At 41.3% G+C, this 20,704-nt stretch carries 20 protein-coding genes; 17 read left to right on the forward strand and 3 right to left on the reverse strand.

Annotation, left to right across the window (positions count from 1 at the left end; translation table 11 throughout):
- Positions 1–93 precede the first annotated feature (93 nt).
- From ABD920_RS18090 to ABD920_RS18100, 3 genes are read right to left on the reverse strand one after another with little or no spacing between them, the layout of a single operon-like run.
- The gene (locus ABD920_RS18090; RefSeq protein WP_345160927.1) at positions 94–555 is read right to left on the reverse strand and encodes a transposase; all 462 of its coding nucleotides are present in this window, start codon (positions 553–555) and stop codon (positions 94–96) included.
- A gap of 3 nt (positions 556–558) precedes the next feature.
- The gene (locus ABD920_RS18095) at positions 559–873 is read right to left on the reverse strand and encodes a hypothetical protein (RefSeq protein WP_345160928.1); all 315 of its coding nucleotides are present in this window, start codon (positions 871–873) and stop codon (positions 559–561) included.
- A 1-nt stretch (position 874) separates the two neighbouring features.
- A complete protein-coding gene (locus ABD920_RS18100; RefSeq protein ID WP_345160929.1) occupies positions 875–1,519 on the reverse strand; it encodes a hypothetical protein in 645 nt (214 codons plus the stop codon).
- Positions 1,520–1,853: 334 nt separating this feature from the next.
- Here ABD920_RS18100 and ABD920_RS18105 point away from each other — a divergent pair, with 334 nt between their 5' ends.
- From ABD920_RS18105 to ABD920_RS18185, 17 genes are all read left to right on the forward strand, one after another.
- Complete coding sequence (locus tag ABD920_RS18105) at positions 1,854–2,828, forward strand: IS701 family transposase (RefSeq protein WP_345160930.1); 975 nt, start codon at positions 1,854–1,856, stop codon at positions 2,826–2,828.
- Between the two features lie 188 nt (positions 2,829–3,016).
- Positions 3,017–4,639 (forward strand): hypothetical protein, encoded by a 1,623-nt coding sequence (locus ABD920_RS18110; RefSeq protein WP_345160931.1) that lies wholly within the window; start codon positions 3,017–3,019, stop codon positions 4,637–4,639.
- 170 nt (positions 4,640–4,809) lie between these two features.
- Complete coding sequence (locus ABD920_RS18115) at positions 4,810–5,862, forward strand: Gfo/Idh/MocA family protein (protein WP_345160932.1); 1,053 nt, start codon at positions 4,810–4,812, stop codon at positions 5,860–5,862.
- Positions 5,863–5,866: 4 nt separating this feature from the next.
- The gene (locus tag ABD920_RS18120; protein ID WP_345160933.1) at positions 5,867–6,358 is read left to right on the forward strand and encodes an acyltransferase; all 492 of its coding nucleotides are present in this window, start codon (positions 5,867–5,869) and stop codon (positions 6,356–6,358) included.
- Positions 6,359–6,371: 13 nt separating this feature from the next.
- Positions 6,372–7,496 (forward strand): DegT/DnrJ/EryC1/StrS family aminotransferase, encoded by a 1,125-nt coding sequence (locus tag ABD920_RS18125; protein ID WP_345160934.1) that lies wholly within the window; start codon positions 6,372–6,374, stop codon positions 7,494–7,496.
- Positions 7,489–8,133 (forward strand): DapH/DapD/GlmU-related protein, encoded by a 645-nt coding sequence (locus ABD920_RS18130; RefSeq protein ID WP_345160935.1) that lies wholly within the window; start codon positions 7,489–7,491, stop codon positions 8,131–8,133. The genes ABD920_RS18125 and ABD920_RS18130 overlap by 8 nt, the downstream gene beginning before the upstream one ends.
- An 11-nt stretch (positions 8,134–8,144) precedes the next feature.
- The gene (locus ABD920_RS18135) at positions 8,145–9,119 is read left to right on the forward strand and encodes a glycosyltransferase (RefSeq protein ID WP_345160936.1); all 975 of its coding nucleotides are present in this window, start codon (positions 8,145–8,147) and stop codon (positions 9,117–9,119) included.
- Entirely contained in the window at positions 9,120–9,488 is a 369-nt protein-coding gene (locus tag ABD920_RS18140) for a hypothetical protein (protein WP_345160937.1), read from the forward strand.
- A complete protein-coding gene (locus ABD920_RS18145; protein ID WP_345160938.1) occupies positions 9,481–10,464 on the forward strand; it encodes an NAD-dependent epimerase/dehydratase family protein in 984 nt (327 codons plus the stop codon). The genes ABD920_RS18140 and ABD920_RS18145 overlap by 8 nt, the downstream gene beginning before the upstream one ends.
- The gene (locus ABD920_RS18150) at positions 10,422–11,606 is read left to right on the forward strand and encodes a DegT/DnrJ/EryC1/StrS family aminotransferase (protein WP_345160939.1); all 1,185 of its coding nucleotides are present in this window, start codon (positions 10,422–10,424) and stop codon (positions 11,604–11,606) included. The genes ABD920_RS18145 and ABD920_RS18150 overlap by 43 nt, the downstream gene beginning before the upstream one ends.
- A 432-nt stretch (positions 11,607–12,038) precedes the next feature.
- Positions 12,039–12,818, forward strand: a complete 780-nt coding sequence (locus tag ABD920_RS18155) for a polysaccharide biosynthesis/export family protein (RefSeq protein ID WP_345160940.1) — start codon at positions 12,039–12,041, stop codon at positions 12,816–12,818.
- Positions 12,819–12,832: 14 nt separating this feature from the next.
- Positions 12,833–15,172 (forward strand): GumC family protein, encoded by a 2,340-nt coding sequence (locus tag ABD920_RS18160; RefSeq protein WP_345160941.1) that lies wholly within the window; start codon positions 12,833–12,835, stop codon positions 15,170–15,172.
- A gap of 36 nt (positions 15,173–15,208) precedes the next feature.
- A complete protein-coding gene (locus tag ABD920_RS18165) occupies positions 15,209–16,504 on the forward strand; it encodes an MATE family efflux transporter (protein ID WP_345160942.1) in 1,296 nt (431 codons plus the stop codon).
- A gap of 26 nt (positions 16,505–16,530) precedes the next feature.
- Positions 16,531–17,478 (forward strand): hypothetical protein, encoded by a 948-nt coding sequence (locus ABD920_RS18170; protein WP_345160943.1) that lies wholly within the window; start codon positions 16,531–16,533, stop codon positions 17,476–17,478.
- Positions 17,479–17,507: 29 nt separating this feature from the next.
- Entirely contained in the window at positions 17,508–18,509 is a 1,002-nt protein-coding gene (locus tag ABD920_RS18175) for a glycosyltransferase family 2 protein (protein ID WP_345160944.1), read from the forward strand.
- A complete protein-coding gene (locus ABD920_RS18180; RefSeq protein WP_345160945.1) occupies positions 18,506–19,666 on the forward strand; it encodes a glycosyltransferase family protein in 1,161 nt (386 codons plus the stop codon). Before ABD920_RS18175 ends, ABD920_RS18180 begins: the two co-directional genes overlap by 4 nt.
- Positions 19,667–19,704: 38 nt before the next feature.
- The gene (locus ABD920_RS18185) at positions 19,705–20,694 is read left to right on the forward strand and encodes a glycosyltransferase family 2 protein (protein ID WP_345160946.1); all 990 of its coding nucleotides are present in this window, start codon (positions 19,705–19,707) and stop codon (positions 20,692–20,694) included.
- Positions 20,695–20,704 lie beyond the last annotated feature (10 nt).

Consider the following 20,704-nt stretch of genomic DNA (forward strand, 5'->3'; position numbering starts at 1 on the left):
AGAGCCCGATGAACTATGAAAAGAACCATTATATTTATAACCGCTAAGCAAGTTTACTGTCCGTCATTTTCGACACACCTCAGTAAGCCTGTATTAGGGGGCCATCATCAGGTTTACTTTATACTCCTTCTTCACATGCAGGCTCTCCAGGTCAAAGCCGTTGCTTTTGAGGTGGCGGAACATGCTCTCTATCCTGTGCCTGCAGCCGTAGCTCTCCATGGCCCTGGCTGGTGTAAGGGTGGTGATCAGGCGCAGAAAAGCCAGCTTGCCGCTTCTGGTTCTGTAGGCTTTGAGCACATAGCAGTAGCCGTGCCCCTGCAGCGTGAGCTTATTCCATACCAGCTTGCTTACCTGCGCTTTGGCTTTATTCTCCAACTTGCCCACCGTCTTTCCCTTTAGCTCTATCTGCTGCTGGTAATTGCCCTTGCGCAGGCGGATGACAAAGCCTATGCCGGCTCTGTGCAGCGCATCAAACCACCTGGTGCCGATATATTCCCTGTCTGCCAGCAGCACTTTGCCCATCAGCCGGAATACTTTTAGAACCACCCGTAGCATCACTTACCGCTGCCACTGGCTGGAGGTACCCAGCTTCGCCAGCTCCTGCCACCAGAGCGGGATGCTCACTCCTTGGTAGAGCACGCTCAGGGTGAGGAAGTAATACTTCCTGACTCCCCACTTCCAGCTACTGCCGTCCAGGATGAGCAACCGGCTCCTTTTCTCCAGCAGGCCCAGCGCCGCCTGCAGCAGGCCCACCCACAGGCTTTTGTCTTTCTTGCCCGACCACAGCCACCGCTTCAGACGCTGATAGTGGGAACAAGGGTCTGTGGCCGTGTTACCCAAAAGCTTGCCTATAGCGCCTTTCAGCGACCACAACCTAACTTTTTTTCTTCCAGCAAAGATATCTCCGGTGATTATCCCACACCACCACGATCGCTTCTGCTTTCTGGTTGGCGGCTCGTATGGCCTCGAGCATCTGCCGCATTGTCCGCTGGTTCCCCCTGCCGATGGAGCGATGCACGCTCCTGCCCTTCAGGGCATAGAAGCCAAAGCAATGGAGTTTCTTCCTGTTCGTGTTCACCTGCTTGACAAGCCCCCTTTCAAAGGACCACAGCCTGGCCGTATTGCCGTAGAGCTGCTGCGAGCTCTCGTCGGCAAAACTAATACACAGCCTGCTTAAGTCCCTGCCTCTCATACGCAGTACGTCCGCCACAGCCTGTACTCTGTCTTTGAGCCTGCAACAGGCTCCGCCGCTCTGCCGGTAGTCCCGTGGCTGGGGCTTGTAGCAGTACATGTTCAGCTCCATGGCCAGGCGCTGCAGCTGCCGCCTGCCGTAGCCTGCCCCGAAACACTCCAGGGCCAGCTGGCGCATGCGGCCAATGGTGTAGAAGCCTCCCTGGCTTTGGAGCAAGTGCTTGAACTGCTGCCTCTGCTCTTTGCTTAAGCGTGGCTTAGCGCCGCCTCCCTGGCCCTGGCGGTTAACTAAGCCAACTTCTTTTTTGCATTCCAGTGCGCTATCCACTCATAAAGGGTGGAGGGGCTCACGCCGGTAAGCAAACTCACCTGCTCTATCGTTTGCCCTGACTCGAGCAGCTTTAGGGTTAACCCTCTGAAGTCCTGGCTGTGGCTCTCAAAGGACTTGACAAAGCGACTCAGGCGCTCTGGCTCGCCTATCTCTCTGCGTTTTATGGCTATATGGAAGTTGGCTTATAGGGCTCTTAACTAACTTGATGCGTTTTGTACCATCACCGTATGGTTTTCAGATAAGTTTTGTCGCTCTCTATAAATTGTTGTTATAAGAATTAATTAGGAGTTACGCAAAGTTCTATTAATTCGTAAGATATGTTTAAAACGCCATGGAAGCCGCCCACTATATTTCCTATCTGTTGAGTGAGCCCCGCAAGGTAAGTTGCGTGAAGGCCAGTGAGGTGTTGGAGGTGTCGCATGACGGGACAAACCGCTTTCTGCTGAGCAACGACTTTACAGGGAAAGAGCTCTTCGAGGCCGTAAAGGCGGGTTTGTGCCTGGAGGGCGGCACTTTGTCGGCCGATGACTCGGTGCTCGACAAGCCTTTCTCGGAATTGCAGTCTACAGAGCTGGTGGGCTTTTTCTGGTCAGGCAGGCATCACAGGACGGTGAAGGGCATCAACCTGATCGCCCTTTTCTACACCGACCCATCGGGTCTGAGGTTTCCGGTCAACTTCCGGTTGTACCGGCACCGGGAGGGGAAAAGCAAGCATGACTATTTCCAGCAGATGGTGAAGGAATGCTATGAATGGGGCCTGCGCCCTGCCTGGGTGAGCGCCGACAGCTGGTACGCCTCCCTGGAGAACCTGAAGTTCCTTAGAGACAAGGAAGTGGGTTTTCTCATCGGGCTCGAGGCCAACCGCATCGTCTCCTCCCTGCCCGGCAGCCATGAGCAGGTGAGGCAAATAGAGGCTTTCCCTGAGCAAGGGCTCTTGACGCATCTGAAAGGCTTTGATTTCGTGAAAGTGTTTCGGACAGTAGACAAAGAAGGCCGCGTGAGACACTATGCCATGTACCTGCCCGACAGGGAGAAGTGCAGGCAACTAAGCAGGGAGGTCTTTGAGCAGGTGAAGGCGCAGCACTGGCATGTGGAGGAGTTCTTCCGGACTCTAAAGCAGGAGTGCCACGCACAGCACTTCTTTGTCAGGGACACACAGGCCATCAAGAACCACATCTTCTGCGTGCTCAGGGCATTTCAAAGGCTGGTGTGGATGAGCCAGGACCAAATCATCGAGAATGTCTACGCCCTGCAGAGAAAGCTGTTCCTGAAAGTGCAGAGAGAGTTCATTCAAAACTATGCGTAACTCCTATTGTATTAGTCATCATCATTGCCAAACGAAACCTTTACATGGTTTTTATATACTTATACCAATTTAAAATTGTTTATTAAAAATATTTAAAGCAAATTACTTGTACTAATTAATCAAAAAATTGTGTTTACAGCTTTGTTGTCTTGAATGTGGCTTGCCACTGACTTAGCATATATTTTTTTATGATACCAGCAAGAGAGAATTTAGCTACATCATATGGTACGTCAGTTGTAACCCTGCCGACAGATGTTAAGTTGAGCCGTTGGTTTTGGTGGATATGGTTATTAGTGATAGGTATTATCTCTCCTTTTTTCTTGTTAACAATGGGTACAGGTCCTTATCTTCATTCAGATGAATTTATGAACCTGGACCTTGGTAGAGTTATCTTAGATCCGAAAACAGATTGGTCCATAGCTTGGATGCTTGATCAGCAAAAGCCAGTATACTTATTTTCTTATGTTGGCACTGTTTTACAAGAACTTTCCTTTGAGTTTGGCGGACAGTATGGCCCGCGGGTATCAGGGTTAATTGGGGCGCTTGCAGCTGCCACTGCCTTGTTAGGCTGGCTAATAGCCAGAAGGACTTCCCCAAATGTAGCAATCCTGCTTGGCCTAATCTTTTTACTAGACCCCCTTTTTGTGCAGGCATTCACCATAGGTAGAATAGATGGCTGGCCTATGGCTTTATGCCTAAGTAGTTGCTGGATTCTCCGCGACTCCGGCAACTACTTATCAAAACTTAGTCTTTTGCATGTTCGGTTGCTATCTGCAGGAGGACTGGCAACTATAGCCTTTTTTACATGGCCTTCTGCCGTGTTTTTATTCCCTCTCATCGCCCTTGAGTTGTTTGATGTCTTGAAAAAGAATGTTAACGGTGGTTACAGTTTTCAGAAATCATATAGGCCGGTGCTATATTTTATAGCAGGAGGAGTCGTAGTTACTTTGTTGTTGCTATTACCTATAATTTCGCAACTTTTGTCTCAATACAAAAATGCCTTAGAAGGGTTAAAGGCTAACACACACGGAGGGTCGTCGCAAGAAAAATTAACTATTTTGAATAACGCCGTGGAGTTACTAAGAGTTTTGAAGTACACTCCTGTAATGGTGCTAATAGCTTTGTTAGTTTTCTTTAAGTTTAGGCAAATGAGTCTTACTCTTGCCATCCTGACTGTACTCATCTTAATGATAAGTACGCTTGTTTATATAAACCGTGTACAGTACTTGTTGCCCTATTTCTTAGCTTATATTGGAAGCCTATACCATCAAAAGAATATTGAGTCTTCTTCTCAATGGCTGAGAATGGGAAGTTTGGCAGCTCTTCTTTTCTGGTCAGTTGGCCTCTCTCTTGGGGTTCGTACCTATTTGGCTTTCGATACTCAGCAAGAGAGAAAGAGAGAGTTAGTTCATCAGGCAGCTTTATCCATGATAGGTTCAGGAGAACATCGGGTTCTCATACCTTATGAATTTTACTATTCCGGACGCTCTTTAGGGTGGAAGATGTATAGAGCATACATAGCGTATAACAACCCATTTAATACAGATATGTTAAAAAAGATCTTAACACGTGTGGATTATGCTATAATGAGACAACCTATGGGGGAATTTGAATGGGTAATGTTAGAGGAAGGATGGCTTGATAAAGGAACCATTTATCTCTATGATAAGCCCTCTGAAGCTTTTGATGGCAAAACTACTAATGAATCAAGAATTCGTAACCTTTATTCCATCTTTCGAAAGCCTTATGGGCCATATAGACTTTTTGTAAGGAATAAACGCATATCCACTTTAACAGAAGAGACACAATAGGTGGTGGAACGATAACTTAATGCCGTTTAAAAATCAGGAAATATCCATTTGAAATAATAACAATGGAACAGTATAGAAACTTGAAAACTCGCTTGTAATAAAGAATTACTCTTCGCAAAACTTCTTTATTGTTCATTGAACATGGTTTCAAATTATAAAAAGTACAAACTATGGTAAATGTTGGAATAATAGGCTATGGGTACTGGGGGCCTAATCTGGTAAGGAATTTTTACGCCGCAAATGATTGCTGTGTAAAAGCAGTGGCAGATGCACGCCCTGAACGGTTGCAGCAACTCGAGAAGTTCTTCCCATCCATCAGGGGGGTGAAAGATGCAAGGGAGATAATATATGATCCAGACATTGATGCTGTGGTTATTGCAACCCCTGTTTCCACTCATTTTACCTTAGGCCGAAAAGCACTTGCGGAGGGGAAGCATGTTCTGCTCGAAAAGCCGATGACATCTTCTGTAGAGGAGGCTGAATTACTTATAAATCTGGCTGAGCAGAAGGGCGTGCTTCTGATGGTAGACCACACCTTTCTATATACTGGTGCCGTTAAGAAGATGAGGCAACTAGTGGATAGCCAGGAGCTGGGAAATATCAAGTATATAGATTCTACAAGGATCAACCTAGGCTTATTTCAATCTGATATCAACGTACTTTGGGATCTAGCCCCTCACGACATATCAATTCTTAATTATATTGTAGATGAACGCCCCTACAGTGTAAACGCTACTGGAATCACTCACACTAATAACAACATAGAAAACATTGCCTACCTCACAGTAAACTATGCCTCCGGATTCATAGCCCATTTTAACTGCTCCTGGACAAGCCCTGTTAAGGTGAGAATGATGCTGATAGGAGGAGATCAGAAGATGATTTTATACAACGATTTAGAGATTACAGAGAAAATAAAAGTATACGATACCGGGTATAGCTACTCAACCGATGAGGAAAAGAAACGAGTTTTAGTTGATTATAGAACAGGGGATATACATGTTCCCAAGCTTGAAACTACCGAGGCACTTCTTGGTATGGCAAATGATTTTATATCGTGTATTCAGAATAAGAGGGAGCCCATATCATCCTATCACCTCGGATTGGATGTAGTCAGGATACTGGAGGCTTCAAATAAGTCGATCAAAAATTGTGGCCGAGAGGTAGTATTAACAAACTCTTCCGTGCCTTTTACGGATCGTGTGGTTGAAGTTTTAATCTAATTATATGGATTTAGTTACAATAAACAATGACAAACAAAGCTTACAAAATGTAAGATTAGGTAAGGATGTGAAAATCTATAGCTTCGTTAACGCCTATGGATGCAGTATAGACGACGGTACGAAAATAGGCACCTTTGTAGAAATACAGAAGGGAGCTACTATCGGCAAGAACTGCAAAATATCGAGTCATACTTTCATCTGTGAAGGAGTACACATTGCGGACAATGTATTTGTAGGCCACAATGTTACCTTCATTAATGATAAATTTCCCCGTGCAACCAACGAAGACGGTTCGCTGCAGTCGGAATCGGATTGGAACTGCGTTGAAACAATTGTTGAGGAGGGGGCATCTATAGGCTCCAGTGTTACTGTTCTTTGCGGTTTACGGATCGGGAAAAAAGCTATCATAGGGGCTGGGTCAGTGGTTACCAAAGATGTGCCTGAAAATGCTATTGTAGCTGGCAATCCTGCCAGAATAATGAAATACGCTGATTAAATCCCTTTATAAAATGGAAGCACTTGCAACACAGGAGAAAATACCCTGCCTCGACCTAAAGGGGCAGCATCAACAAGTTAAAAAGGAGATATTCGAAGCTTTTGAGAGGGTGTATGAGGCAACTGCATTTTCGGGCGGCTCATTTGTGGAGGAGTTCGAGAAGAGCTTCGCAGCTTTCTGCGGAACAAGATATGCAGTAGGTGTGAACAACGGTACTTCTGCCTTACAACTGGCTATGCTTGCTTTAGGGATAGGAGCAGGTGATGAGGTGATTGTTCCGGCTAATACGTTTATTGCCACAGCCTGGGGTGTGACTTATACTGGAGCCGTACCTGTGTTCGTGGATTGTACCTCTGATACCTGGCAGATAGATGCCGCTAAAGTTCAAGATAAAATAACACCTCGGACAAAGGCTATTATCGGAGTTCATTTGTATGGTCAACCTTTTGATGTTGAGGGTTTGCAGGCGGTTTGCCAGAAATATAACCTGTACTTATTAGAAGACGCTGCTCAGGCACAGGGGGCCAGGTACAGGGGGAAGCCGGTGGGCAGCTTTGGAGAAATGGCTTGTTTTAGCTTCTACCCTGGTAAAAATCTTGGAGCGTGTGGGGAAGCTGGAGGAATCACAACCCAAAATGAATCATACTATAAGCATCTGCTAAGCCTAAGAAACCATGGCTCCACGGTGCGGTACTACCATGATGAGGTTGGTTTTAATATGCGAATGGGAGGGCTGGAAGGAGCTTCATTGAATGTGAAACTAAAGTACCTGGAAGGCTGGAATAACCGCAGAAAAGAAATAGCGAAGCGGTATCAGCGGGAAATACAAAATCAACACCTCCAGCTACAGAGTCAGCCGGAGTGGTCTGATTCGATATACCATCTGTTTGTGGTCACAACTGAAGACAGAGATGGATTTGCAGATTACCTTCATAGGAACAACATCTTCCCTGGCCTGCATTATCCCGTTCCTTGTCACCTGCAAAAGGCTTATGCGCATCTTGGATACAAAGAGGGGGCTTGCCCTCATGCAGAATATCTGGCAAGCCATTGTCTTTCTTTACCTATGTACGCCGAGTTAGCGGAAGAGGAAGTTAGCTATGTAATAGGAGTACTAAACGCGTATAGGAATGCCTAAAAAAAAGCTGGTCATATTTCCTTTCAATGGCAATGGAATTGAGGCGTTGGACTGCATCAGCTTTGATGAGTATGAACTTGTTGGCTTTGTAGATGATGATCCATCGAAGAAATCAAACCTGTACGACATCTATACTAGGGAAATACTACATCAATACAATGATCTTTATGTGCTTGCGGTTCCCGGGAGCCCCTCTTCCTTCCGGAGAAGAAATGACATTATCAGTTCATTAGGTATAGATACTAACAGGTATATAAAAGCCATACACCCTAGCGCCTCCATCGGCAGGAATGTAAAAATAGGGGTTAATTGCCTCATAATGGCTGGTGTTGTACTTACCAGTAATGCCCGACTCAACGACCATGTTTGTGTGCTGCCTAATTCAGTTATACACCACGATACAGTAGTGGACGAATATACACTCATCGGAAGCAATGTAGTTGTGGCCGGAGGAACTTCAATTGGCAGAAACTGCTACATCGGGAGCGGCACGAATATCATCAACGGTATAAGCATAGGCGATTCGTCACTGATAGGCTTAGGAAGTAACATACTTAAAAATGTTGCAGGCAGTGCGAAAATGGTAGGCAATCCTGCTAGAGATCTGAATGCACATATTAATCATGAGGTGCTTTAAAATATTCAGCTATGTCAATGGTATCTGTTATTATCCCGGTATTTAACGAAGAAGAAACTATCAATCATTTGGTGCTTGAGCTAAACGCATACTTTCAGCGTGAGACGAGGTTCTCTACAGAGATTATTTTTGTGAATGATGGTTCTTCAGATGACACTATGCATAGACTCAAGAAAGCACCACACCTTTCCTACTCCTATAAGATAATCAGCTTTTCCAGAAATTTCGGTTCCCATGCTGCACTAAGAGCAGGTATATTGAGAGCAAAAGGAGACTATATTACCTTCATGTACGCTGATCTTCAGGACCCGCTCTCCTTAGTCAGTCAATTGTTCGAAGAGATAGATAGTAAAAGAGTGGACATTACATGGGCCTTTAGAAATTCTACTGCTGTATCCAAAGCCGAAAAAGTTTTCTCTTTAGCCTATGCCACATTGATGCGAAAGTATGCTGTTCCTAATTTTCCAAAAAAGGGGTTTGACGTTGTTATGTTTAGTAAGAAAGTTAAGGCCTGTTTAGACACCAACGTTGAAAACAATTCTTCTATATTTATTCAAATCCTTAATTTAGGTTTTAAACAGGCCGGCATAACCTACGATAAGCGCGTAAGATTAGTTGGTAAATCAAAGTGGACCTTCTCCAAAAAAATAAAGTTGCTCATAGACTCTTTCGTAGCGTTCTCATTTGCCCCTATTCGCTTGGTTTCTTTCGTTGGTATAATGTTCTTTCTATTAGGGGTTTTGTGGACAGGGTATATAGTGTTCAGGAAAATCATGTTTGACGATTTAGCGAGTGGCTGGCCAGCATTGTTATCAATTCTGATGGTTGGATTTGGAATTACAAACATATCTCTTGGAATCATTGCAGAATACCTCTGGCGTACCCTTGATGCAAGTAGAAAAAGACCTGTATTTGTGATTGATGAAATTGTGGAGGAAACATTAGAAGCAAAACCAGGCAATAGGTTACTTGTAGATGCCATATAAATGACTAAAACGATATTATACATCCTGCTTTATGCGGCTTTCAATGTTTCGGGAGCAGCGTTGATTAAGTGGCAGCTGAAAGGTAAAAGCCTGGAATCTCTTAATGAGTGGCTAAAGCTTATGCTCAATCTACCTTTTATTTTGGCTTTCCTCTTAATCATCCTTTCAGCGCTGGCATTCTTCAAGGCACTGTCGACAAACAGTTTTTCATTGATCATACCTATTGCAACTGGTGTTAACTTCATGTTGACGATCGGCGTCGGGTACTATCTTTTTCAGGACAGGTTATCCTTGTATTCGTTTATAGGCTTCCTGCTCATCATCAGTGGAATCATTATTCTGAGTATAAACAACCAAGCACATGCATAACAAGATACAGAACAGCCACATTTTAATTACCGGGGGGGCTGGCTTCATCGGTTCCTATGTAGTGGAAGAGTTACTAAAAAGCCAACCTGCAAAAATCGTTATTCTCGACAACCTGATTCGTGGCAGCTTCGATAACATGGCTTCTTTTATTCAAAACCCGATAGTAGAATTTGTAGGGGGGGATATAAGAGACACTGTGCTTCTGGAGAAGTGTGTTACAGGGGTTGATTATGTTTTTCATATGGCAGCCCTACGCATAAATGCATGCGCAGCTAACCCCAGGGATGGTTTTGAAGTGATGCTTAAAGCTACTTTTGACTTAGCTGAGTTGTGTGCAAAGCATAGAGTAAAAAAGGTGATTTATAGCTCCAGCGCGTCCGTGTACGGGTTGGCGCAGCACTTCCCAACACCAGAGACAGATAACCCCTACGATAACCAGACCTTCTATGGAGGCGCAAAAATGTGGGGGGAGCAATTGCTCAGGAGCTTTAAGTTCATGTACAACCTGGACTATGTGGCGCTTCGTTATTTCAATGTATATGGTGCCCGCATGGACACAGATGGCAAGTATACGGAGGTGATGATCAGGTGGTTGGACTGTATTCATGAAGGAAAGGCACCTTTAATCTACGGAGACGGGAGCACTACTATGGATTTCGTTTATGTACGTGATGTTGCAAAGGCTAATATAGTCGCTTTGGTTTCGGATGTGACGGACCAGGCATTCAACGTGGGCAATTGTGAAGAAACCAGCTTAAAACAGTTGCTTCAAGCCATGCTCAAGGTAAATAATTCAGCTCTTGAGCCAGAATACAGAGAGGAAAACTCAATTAACCCGGTAAGCAGAAGACTAGCAGATAATTCCAAAGCAAAGGAGCTTCTACATTTCGAGCCAACAGTGAATATAGAAGAAGGGCTAAAAGAATTAAGTCAATGGTATTTCAAAAAGAAAAAAACAATAGCCCTAAGCATATGATACCTATCGCCAAACCATATTTAACAGAGGAAGAAGCACAGGCTGCTTATGACACCATCCTGACGGGCTGGATAACACAAGGGCCTAAAGTGCAGGAATTTGAGGAGAAATTTGCGAAGTATACAGGTGCGAAATATGCGGTTGCGGTTTCTAATTGTACAACAGCTTTGCACCTCTCTATGATTGTTGCAGGCATAGGTACAGGCGATGAAGTTATCTGTCCATCTATGAGCTACATTGCTACAGCTAATGCAATCAAATACGTTGGAGCAACCCCGGTTTTTGCTGAAGTGAAGCCGGAAACCTATAACCTTGATCCTGTTGATACTGAGAAACGAATTACAGATAGAACCAAGGCTATTTTAATTGTGCACCAAATAGGCATGCCTGGCAACATTGATGCTTTCCAAGAACTGTGCGAGAAGTACAACCTGAAGTTGATTGAGGATGCCGCCTGTGCGGTCGGCTCGGTCTACAAAAATAAAAAGATAGGGGCTCATTCAGAATTAGTTTGCTTTTCTTTCCACCCCAGAAAAGTGATATCAACTGGTGATGGCGGTATGATCACAACGAATAGAGAAGACTACTATAAGCGGTTAAGGCTTTTGCGGCAACACGGCATGTCTATCAATGATAGAGTAAGGCATGAAGCCAGTAAAATAATCTTCGAAGATCATGTAGAAGTAGGCTACAACTACCGCATGACAGACATACAGGCTGCTGTAGGCATAAAGCAACTGGAGAAACTGGATTGGATTGTGGCCGAGCGTAGAAAAATAGCCGCAGCTTATCATGAAGCTTTTAAAGATATAGATTTTATCAGCCTGCCACTGGAGAGCGAAGGGAATTATAGTAACTACCAGTCTTTTTGTGTATATCTCAGAAAGAACTGCCCTGTCGAGAGAAACACCCTTATGCAGGAACTGCTGGATAAGGGCATTGCAACCAGAAGAGGCATCATGACCTCTCACAGGGAAACTGCCTATAGAAAATTTCAGGAGAATACAAGCTTGCCAATTTCTGAAGATCTTCAGGATAATTCTATTATTCTGCCATTATATGTTCCCATGGGGCGGGAAGAAGTAACTTATGTAATAGACACATTCTTGGGTATGCTTACCCCGAAAGCTTTAGTGCTTTAATTCTTTCAAGATCCGGAGTACTGGTTTAACTAAAGGTAACTAAAGTCGTGCAAGTCTCAAGGTTGTAAAAGTTTTTTTGGCAACATAACACATGATGAACAGGTAAAAAATAAATAAGATATATTAATATCTGAAATACTCTCGTCTACAAAAACATAGTTAAACCGCTAAGCCTTTATTACCGATTTTATCTTCCCATCTATTCATGGCATTTACAGAACAATAGGAATCTGTTATATATTATATTGTTTTGACAATAAAAAATTTTATTTAAAAAATATTATCTAAGGTGTGAATTAATTCGTATGTATTTAGTGCAGATTAAAATTGTTAAAATTAAATTATACTAAAAGCGTGTGTTTTTCTACTTTATTACGTAAATACAGTTCATGACTCCTTATATAAGCCAAAACGGCTGCAACACCACATTCTATGACAATCAGAGCCCTGTTCTTATTCTGTATTATCATTTTTGCCTCTTGTTCCCAACGAAACTTAACCTACCTAAGTGACTTGCAGGAACAAAAGACTAACACGGAGGATATAACAAATAACATCGAGCCCAGAATTCAACCAAATGACCTCTTAGACATTACTGTTACAAGTTTGAGCGCAGAGTCAAACATCCTGTTTAATAGAGGAGTTATTCAAACGGGAGGAGGTACAAATAGTGGTCTGGCATCTACAAAGAGTGAAGGGTATTTAGTGGATAACAAGGGTTATGTGACCTACCCAATTTTAGGTAAAATATACTTAGCAGGATTGACCAAAGAAGAGGCCACAGAAAAACTATCTTCAGTAATAGGGAAGTATGCCAAAGATCCTATCGTAATTATAAAATTCCAAAATTTTAAAATTACAGTTATTGGCGAGGTTAATAACCCTTCTACTTTCAGTGTCCCCAGCGAAAAGATAAATATATTAGAAGCATTAGGGCTTGCTGGTGATATGACACCCTATGGGAAAAGAGAAAATGTATTAATCATCAGGGAGCAAGAAGGGCAGCGGATTACTACCCGTGTAAACCTAAACAGCAAAGAGGTCCTAAGTTCTCCTTATTTCTATTTACAGCAAAACGATATAATATATGTCGAGCCGGATAAAGTAAAAGCAGTTCAAGTTAGCCCAGGTAGAAGTAATGTGCAATACGGGTTATCAATAGGACTTGCTTTGGTATCAGTGGTGACATTGTTAGTTACTCAGGTGTTTTAATTTTTTTACATGCTATGAGTGAGAGAGAACTATTTCCGCTGAAATCAGAGCAGCCTGAAGCTAAGAACATCAAGGAAATCCTGAGCAGGTATTTGCAGTACTGGTATTTGTTTCTTTTAGGGGGCATATTAGGTCTTAGCGCTGCCTATTTGTACTGCCTGTACTATACTACCCCTCAGTACAGCATTAGTAGTACAATACTTTTAAAAGATGAAAAAAATGATTCTGATGCAGGTGGCCTAGGGGAGATAGGTGCTATAAATTCCTCAAAAAACATCAACAATGAAATAGAGGTTTTATCATCCATCAGTCTAATGCATCGAGTGGTAAGTGAATTAGGGCTGTCGACAAGTTATTATGTTGAGGGACGTGTAAATGATTTGGAAATTTATGGAAAAGACGTGCCAATCAAACTGATAATAAGTGAGTCAGACTCAACTGCTTTTGGTAAATCAGTTGCTATCTATATTCGATCTGCAAATTTATATGAACTTGAAGACGAAAATGGTACACTGTCAAAGCATAAATTCGGACAGCAGATCAACACTCCTTATGCTAAGTTCACGGTAGTGACTGCAACAGGGATGTCTTCTGCAGATGTACCTTTAGGGAAAAAAATTATAGTTGGTTTTCAAGATGTAAAAAGTGTGGCGCAGCATTATAACAATGGGCTCATGATCTACCCGAAAAGGGAAGATGCAAGTGTTCTAAGTATAAGCTTGGTAGATGCTTTGCCAGAAAAAGGGAAACACATTATAAATAAATTAATTGAAGTATATAATAAGGAAGCAATTGAGGATAAAAACCTGAAAGCTGCAAGTACGATCGATTTTCTTGACGATCGCTTAGAATACATAACTACTGAGTTATCAGAAGTGGAGAAAGATGTAGAGCGGTATAAGCGTAATAATGAATTGACAGATGTAAGTATGCAGGCTACTCAATATCTGTCTCAAGCTAATGATTATAACAGTAAGCTATCAGATTGGGCTATACAGATAGATATATTGGAGTCAATTGAAGATTACATGAGGAGTAGCCAGAACCAGTATAAAATGGTGCCCAGTACGCTTACTATTCAAGACCCAACCTTAACTGGTTTGATAGAAAAGTTTAATGAGTTGCAATTGGAGCGTGAACGAATTCTTAGAAATGCATTCCCTAACAATCCTTTAGTGCAAAATATAAATGAGCAGTTGCAAGACCTACGGGAAAACATAATTGAAAACCTCCGCAACATTAAGAAAGGGTTGACTATCACTAGTAACAGCCTCAGAGCAAGCTCAGGTCAGTATAAAACTAAGATAAGTAAAGTTCCCTCTATGGAGAGGGAACTACTGGAAATAAACCGGCAACAGGCGATTAAGCAAAATCTATATCTTTATCTGCTCCAAAAGCGGGAAGAGTCTGCCTTATCCCTTGCAGCAAACATTTCTAACTCAAGGATAATTGATCCGGCATTGGCGACGGATTATCCTATAAGCCCAAACAAGCAGACTATTTATTTGATGTCCTTGTTACTCGGTCTGGGAATTCCTTTCGCTGGGATATTCATTAAGGATTTGTTGAACGACAAAGTACAGGTTCAACGAGACGTAGAGCAGCTTACTGTTACCCCTATACTAGGAGAACTTATACACAGTGATTACGATGGCCTTATCGTAACACAGGGTAGTCGGTATCCGATTGTTGAAATGTTTAGACTTATCAGAACTAAGTTAAATTTTGCAGCAGTAGACAGAGCAAACAAAACGATATTGATAACATCTAGTATGAGCGGTGAGGGGAAAACTTTCTTCAGTATCAATATTGGAGCAAGTCTGGCATTAACAGGAAAAAAGGTTGTGATAATAGAATTAGATCTGAGAAATCCTAAGTTATCAGAACAATTGGGTTTAACTGCAGGATTAGGAATATCAAATTATCTTATTTCTAGTGAAATAGCTATTAACGAAATAATTAAGCCTTTGAAAGAGTACAGAGGCTTATATGTTATAAGTTCGGGCCCAGTCCCTCCTGATCCGGCTGAACTTATGTTATCCCCAAAGCTGGCAAATATGATAAATGAGTTGAAAGAAAACTTTGATCATATTATCATAGACAGTGCTCCCGTTGGCCAAGTTGCCGATGCTTATAGTTTAAACGCCTTTGTTGATTCAACTATTTATATTGTAAGATATAATTACACACTCAAATGGCAAATTAAAATTATTGATGATATATATAAGAAAAGAGAACTAAGCCGCCCGATGATAGTAATGAATGCCGCAAAAAAGGGCAATAGTAACAACTATGGTTATGGGTATGGCTATGGCAAATCGATTGATAAAAAAATGATATCCTCGATAAGCTAAGAAGCGCTTGAGCCGATTATCCAAAGCGGTATTGTAATGAAGGTATTAGGTCAGCAAGTATACTCCAGCACCAGTTACGCCAGGGCCCGAGAATGGGGAAAGTTGATCACTATAACAGGGTCAGCTCAAGTGATAGTACAATCTATTGGGTTCACTTGCGGTATTTTAATCATCAGGCTATTGCCAACAGAGGAATATGCCTTATACACCTTAGCTAACGCTATGCTTGGTACTATGACTGTTCTGGCTGACGGTGGAGTTTCCACAGGAGTAATGTCGCAGGGTGGAAAAGTTTGGAAGAACAATGAAAAATTAGGAACAGTGCTGATAACAGGTCTTGAGTTAAGGAGAAATTTTGCAACCATCAGTTTAGTTGCTGCAACACCTATTCTATTTTACTTGCTAAGTAGACATGGTGCGAGCTGGCTGATGTCTCTACTTATAGTAGCTTCACTGGTTCCTGCTTTTTTTTCAACACTTTCTGGAAATTTGTTAGAAGTCGCCCCAAAGCTGTGGCAGGATATATTCTCTCTTCAGAAAATTCAAGTGGGTATAAATATTGGACGCTTTTTACTTCTGGCACTTACTCTTTTTGCTTTTCCTTGGGCTTTTGTAGCTCTACTTGCTGCTGGTCTACCACAAATAGGGGGAAACCTTAAGCTGCTTAACCTATCTAAAAGATACGCAGACTGGAACCAAAGCAGTAGTCCTTTGATGCGAAGAGAAATATTATCGTTTGTTAAATTAATATTACCTAGTACAATTTACTATTGCTTGTCTGGCCAAATTACAATATGGCTTCTCTCTGTTTTTGGGTCTACTGCTGCTATTGCACAAGTTGGAGCACTTGGCCGATTGGCTGTTATGTTAAGTTTGATCAGTATTTTAATAAACACTCTTTTCATACCTCGTTTTGCTCGACTAACTGCTAGTTCCACTTTGCTCTTAAAGCGTATCGTTCAGATAACTGGAGTTGTTGTGCTTGTAAGCGCTTTAATCTTGAGTGGCGTATTGCTTTTTCCTTCAAAGATGCTGTGGGTATTAGGAGAAAAATATCTAAATCTGAAGTTTGAGCTTTTCTTGACAATAATTGGAAGCTGCCTTGGATTGATAGCTGGTACATTCTTTAGCGCTTTTACAAGCAGGGGCTGGGCAATAAATCCACTGATCTCTATTCCAATCAGTCTGCTGGCAATAGTGTTAGGTATAATAGCAGTGGATGTGTCGACTCTTAAAGGAGCATTGATGTTTACTATATTCATCAATACTGTACAAGTGCTAATTAATGGTACTTATTGTATTCTAAAAATATTCACTATAGATAAAATTTGATAATATAATAAATCATAAAATAGCTCATGCATTCAATCATATGCACACTTTTTGAGAATCACTATCATTATGGTGTAGCAGCCTTAGCAAACTCTTTGTATCAAAATGGCTTTCGGGGCTCGATATATGCTGGTTATCGGGGGGGACTACCTAATTGGGCCTCCTTGGCAGAAATAGACTTTCAACTACAGTGGCCTGGCAGTAGAACATTAAACGTTTGTGAGGGACTAAATCTACACTTCCTTCCAATAGATACAGATTTTCATCTCACAAACTACAAGCCAGAATTTATGCTCCGCCTTATTAATGGTTTAGGAAAACATTCAAATGGCATATTTTACTTTGATCCTGACATTGTTGTAAAGTGTAGATGGGACTTTTATGAGAAATGGATAAAATATGGCGTCGCTTTGGTGCACGAGGAGGTACATAATGACAAGCCTCCAACTCATCCTATTAGGATGGAGTGGGAAAATATTATTATTAAGAACCATTTCAGGACTAGAAGACAAATTTTTTCATATATCAATGGAGGGTTTTGTGGAACTACATTGGAAAATAAAAGCTTTTTAATATTGTGGGCACATTTTATCAATGTAGCTATAAATGATTATCAAGTAGATCCGAAGCGAATTTGGTCATTTGATAAGACATATCCTTTTTGTTTTCTTGATCAAGATGCACTGAATGTTGCGGCTATGTGTGCAGATGTGTCTATTAGCGAGATCGGACCGGAAGGTATGGATTTTGTTCAAGGTGGATGGACAATGTCTCATGCTGTAGGTTCCTCAAAGCCATGGAGAAAAAATTTCATATTATCTGCATTAAAAGGTCAACCACCCACAATAGCCGATAGAATGTTTTGGAATTATGCTTCCAGTCCTTTAAATAATCATAGTACGGCTTATATCTCCTTTAAACTCTTTAGTATATCGCTTGCGAAATTTATTAGTCGTTTTTACAGCAGAGGATAAGATGTGAGACATTCAAATGAAGTTTTTTTATGACTAAAATAATCGTACTTACACCTGTTAAAAATGAGGCTTGGATACTTGATCGCTTTCTGCAAGTATGTAGTGCTTTTGCTGATCATATCATTATTGCTGATCAAAACTCAACTGATGGATCGCTTGAAATATATCCTAAATATCCAAAGGTTACCCTTATCTTAAATAACAACCCTCAATACGATGAAGCTGAGAGGCAGTTGTTACTTTTGAACACAGCAAGGACTAAGTTTGGAATTAATAACATTCTGATAGCAATAGATGCAGATGAAATTTTAGCAGCTGATGCCATGCTATCTAAGGATTGGACAAGAATGCTTAGCGCAAGCCCTGGTACAGTTCTGTATTTCGAAAAACCAACGTTCTATAAAAATACATCTTTAGTCATTCGGTACTTTTCTGGAGGCTGGCCTCTAGGCTATGTGGATGATGGCGCAGAACATAAGCCTTCAGTCATTCATAGCACAAGAATACCTACACCTTTGCATGCCAACAAAATTTATTTGGAAGACATAAAATTCCTTCACTACGCATTGATACGGTTAGATGCGCAAGCCTCTAAGCAGCGAATGTACAGTATGTTGGAGAATATAAACCAGACAAAAAGTTTGAGACTCAGACTACGGCACTATAATTCAAACATGGATTTCTCTAAGGAGGGAAGTAGACATGAAGCGTCAAATCATGCTTGGTTTAAAAACTGGGAGGAACAAGGTATTGATATGCATGAAGTTAATCATTCAGAACATTACTGGTACGACTATGAATGCTTAAAGCTATTTGAGAGATATGGTACCTTCCGCTTTATGTTTGATGATGTTTGGAAATTTGATTGGGAAAATTTCCAGATGCAGACAGATGAACAAAGTTATGTATGTGTTCCAAAAACATTGATAAAACCACCTTACCCACTTCTGAGAGAAGTCGTAAGTAAATGTTTTCATATTATTGATAAATGTGTGTTAAAATTACAAACCACTAAACAAGGGTTCAAGTGAGAATTATTTTCATTTGCGGCTCACTTGAAATCGGTCGAGATGGTGTTGGTGATTATATTCGCCGACTTGCAGCAGGGTTGATTAATGGAGGAAATGAAGCAGCCGCTGTAGCTCTTAATGATTGCTTCGTATATGAAGAGACTATAGCTAATCAATTTTTTGAAGGTATTGTTCTGCCTACATTAAGAGTTCCGGCTGTATGGCCAAATAGAATTCGTTATAAACGCGCAAAAGTTTGGATTGATAAATTTGATCCAGAATGGCTTAGTCTGCAATTTGTCCCTTTCGCATTTCACAATAAGGGAATAACATATAGTCTAAACAAAAATTTAAAGACATTAGGAAAAGGGAGAAGCTGGCATATAATGTTCCATGAATTATGGGTCGGGATGGAAATAAGTTCAGATCTGAAACATTTTTTATGGGGGCGACTTCAGCGTTGGTTGATAAAATTGTTGCTTGATAATTTAAAGCCATCTGTAGTGCATACGCAAACCAAGCTTTATCAACTTCAACTCTTAAAACTTGGTTTTAAAGCCGCCTATCTTCCTTTATTCTCTAACATTCCTTTGATCAGCAACGATAGGATGGATGTGAATTTTTTACGGTCAGCTCCTGGATTAAAGAAGCATACTATATCATTGGTTATTTTTGGAGCCATACATCCTGGAGCTCCTATAAAACGCTTTTGTGAGGAGGCTGCTTTATATTCGAAGCATAAAAGGGTTAAAGTTTGTCTTACTATTTTAGGAATAGGCGGCAAGGAGCGGGAGCGTTGGGCAACGCTTTGGAGGTTACAAGGATTAGAAGTTAACGCATTAGGCGAATTACCCGCAGAGCAAATTTCGGAAGTTTTATTTAAGGCTTCAATTGGGATAACTACTAATCCGGTTACTCTGATAGAGAAAAGTGGTACAGTTGCAGCCATGTTAGAACATGGGCTTCCTGTGATTTGTGTATCTAAACAGTGGCAGCCCGATGAAATAGCTTGTACAAAAGAACCCCCAGGTATAATAGCATATACTGCTGGAAATATAGAAGAGTGTTTCTCATTAAATAAGATGCCTCCTATAAGAAATAAAGTGTTTGAAGTAACAGATCAATTTATAGGTACACTATCAAAGCCAGTTTGCTATAGTGACATACTAATGCAATAAGTTTTTAAAATTTATTTAATGGTTATTTAGAAACATTTATGAAAGTTTCTGTCTGTATTCCTACATACAATCAAGCTCAATTTGTTTCTCAGGCAGTTCGCAGCGCCTTCAAACAAACAGTGGCACCCTATGAAGTTATTGTGTCAGATGATTGTAGTACAGATGAGACTTACGAGGTTTTGACTAATCTCGCTAAGGAGGTCTCTGATTTAAAAATAGTTAGACAACCGTTCAATCTTGGAATTTCTGGTAATACAGATTATTGTCTTCGTTTAGCAACTGGAGATTTTGTTATAAGGCTTGATTCGGATGATTATTTGTCTCCAAATTATGTTAAAAAGTTAGGTGAGTTATTGTTACAATATCCTGATGCCGGTTATGCGCACGCCGCAGTACAAGAGATAGATCAGGAAGGAAAGCTATTAAATAAAAGGATTTTATTTCGAAGCTCAGGGTTTCAATCTGGTATAGATGCATTACGTTCAGCTAAAGACGGGTATAGAGTTGCCGCTAACATTATTATGTTTAGACGATCAGCTTTGGTCAAAGTAGGCTATGTAACTGAAAGGCCTGACTACGTAGAAGACTATCACTTGTCTGCTGCTCTTGCGGCAGCTGGCTTCGGTAATATTTATTTAAATGAGACCCTGTCCTATTACAGAGTCTGGGTAGACGCAGGTAACGTTAGACAGCGGCGTAAGCTTATGGAAATAAAGGGGCTTCAGAAAGTAATGGACGAAATACTGGAGCCCGCCTATCAACAAAGAGGTTGGGACCTAACTATTTTAAAAAAGAAACGATCAGCTTTTGCCTGCCGCCAAGCTGATTGTTTAGCTTGGGATATTTATACAGCAAAAGAAAAAGCTGAGTTGATGGAAGCTTTAAAAACTCTATCTTCTTCAACCTCTTTGAAATGGTTTTCATGGCTTTACTCTAATGGATTTGGGGATTTTTTGGTATTTTACTCAAAATGCATCACATTTTCCAAAACATGCATGAAGGCCTTTTTGATAAGTTTTAAGGTTTAACTTTTCCTGC

It is taken from the genome of Pontibacter saemangeumensis (genome assembly GCF_039541895.1).
GTDB classification, from domain to species: domain Bacteria; phylum Bacteroidota; class Bacteroidia; order Cytophagales; family Hymenobacteraceae; genus Pontibacter; species Pontibacter saemangeumensis.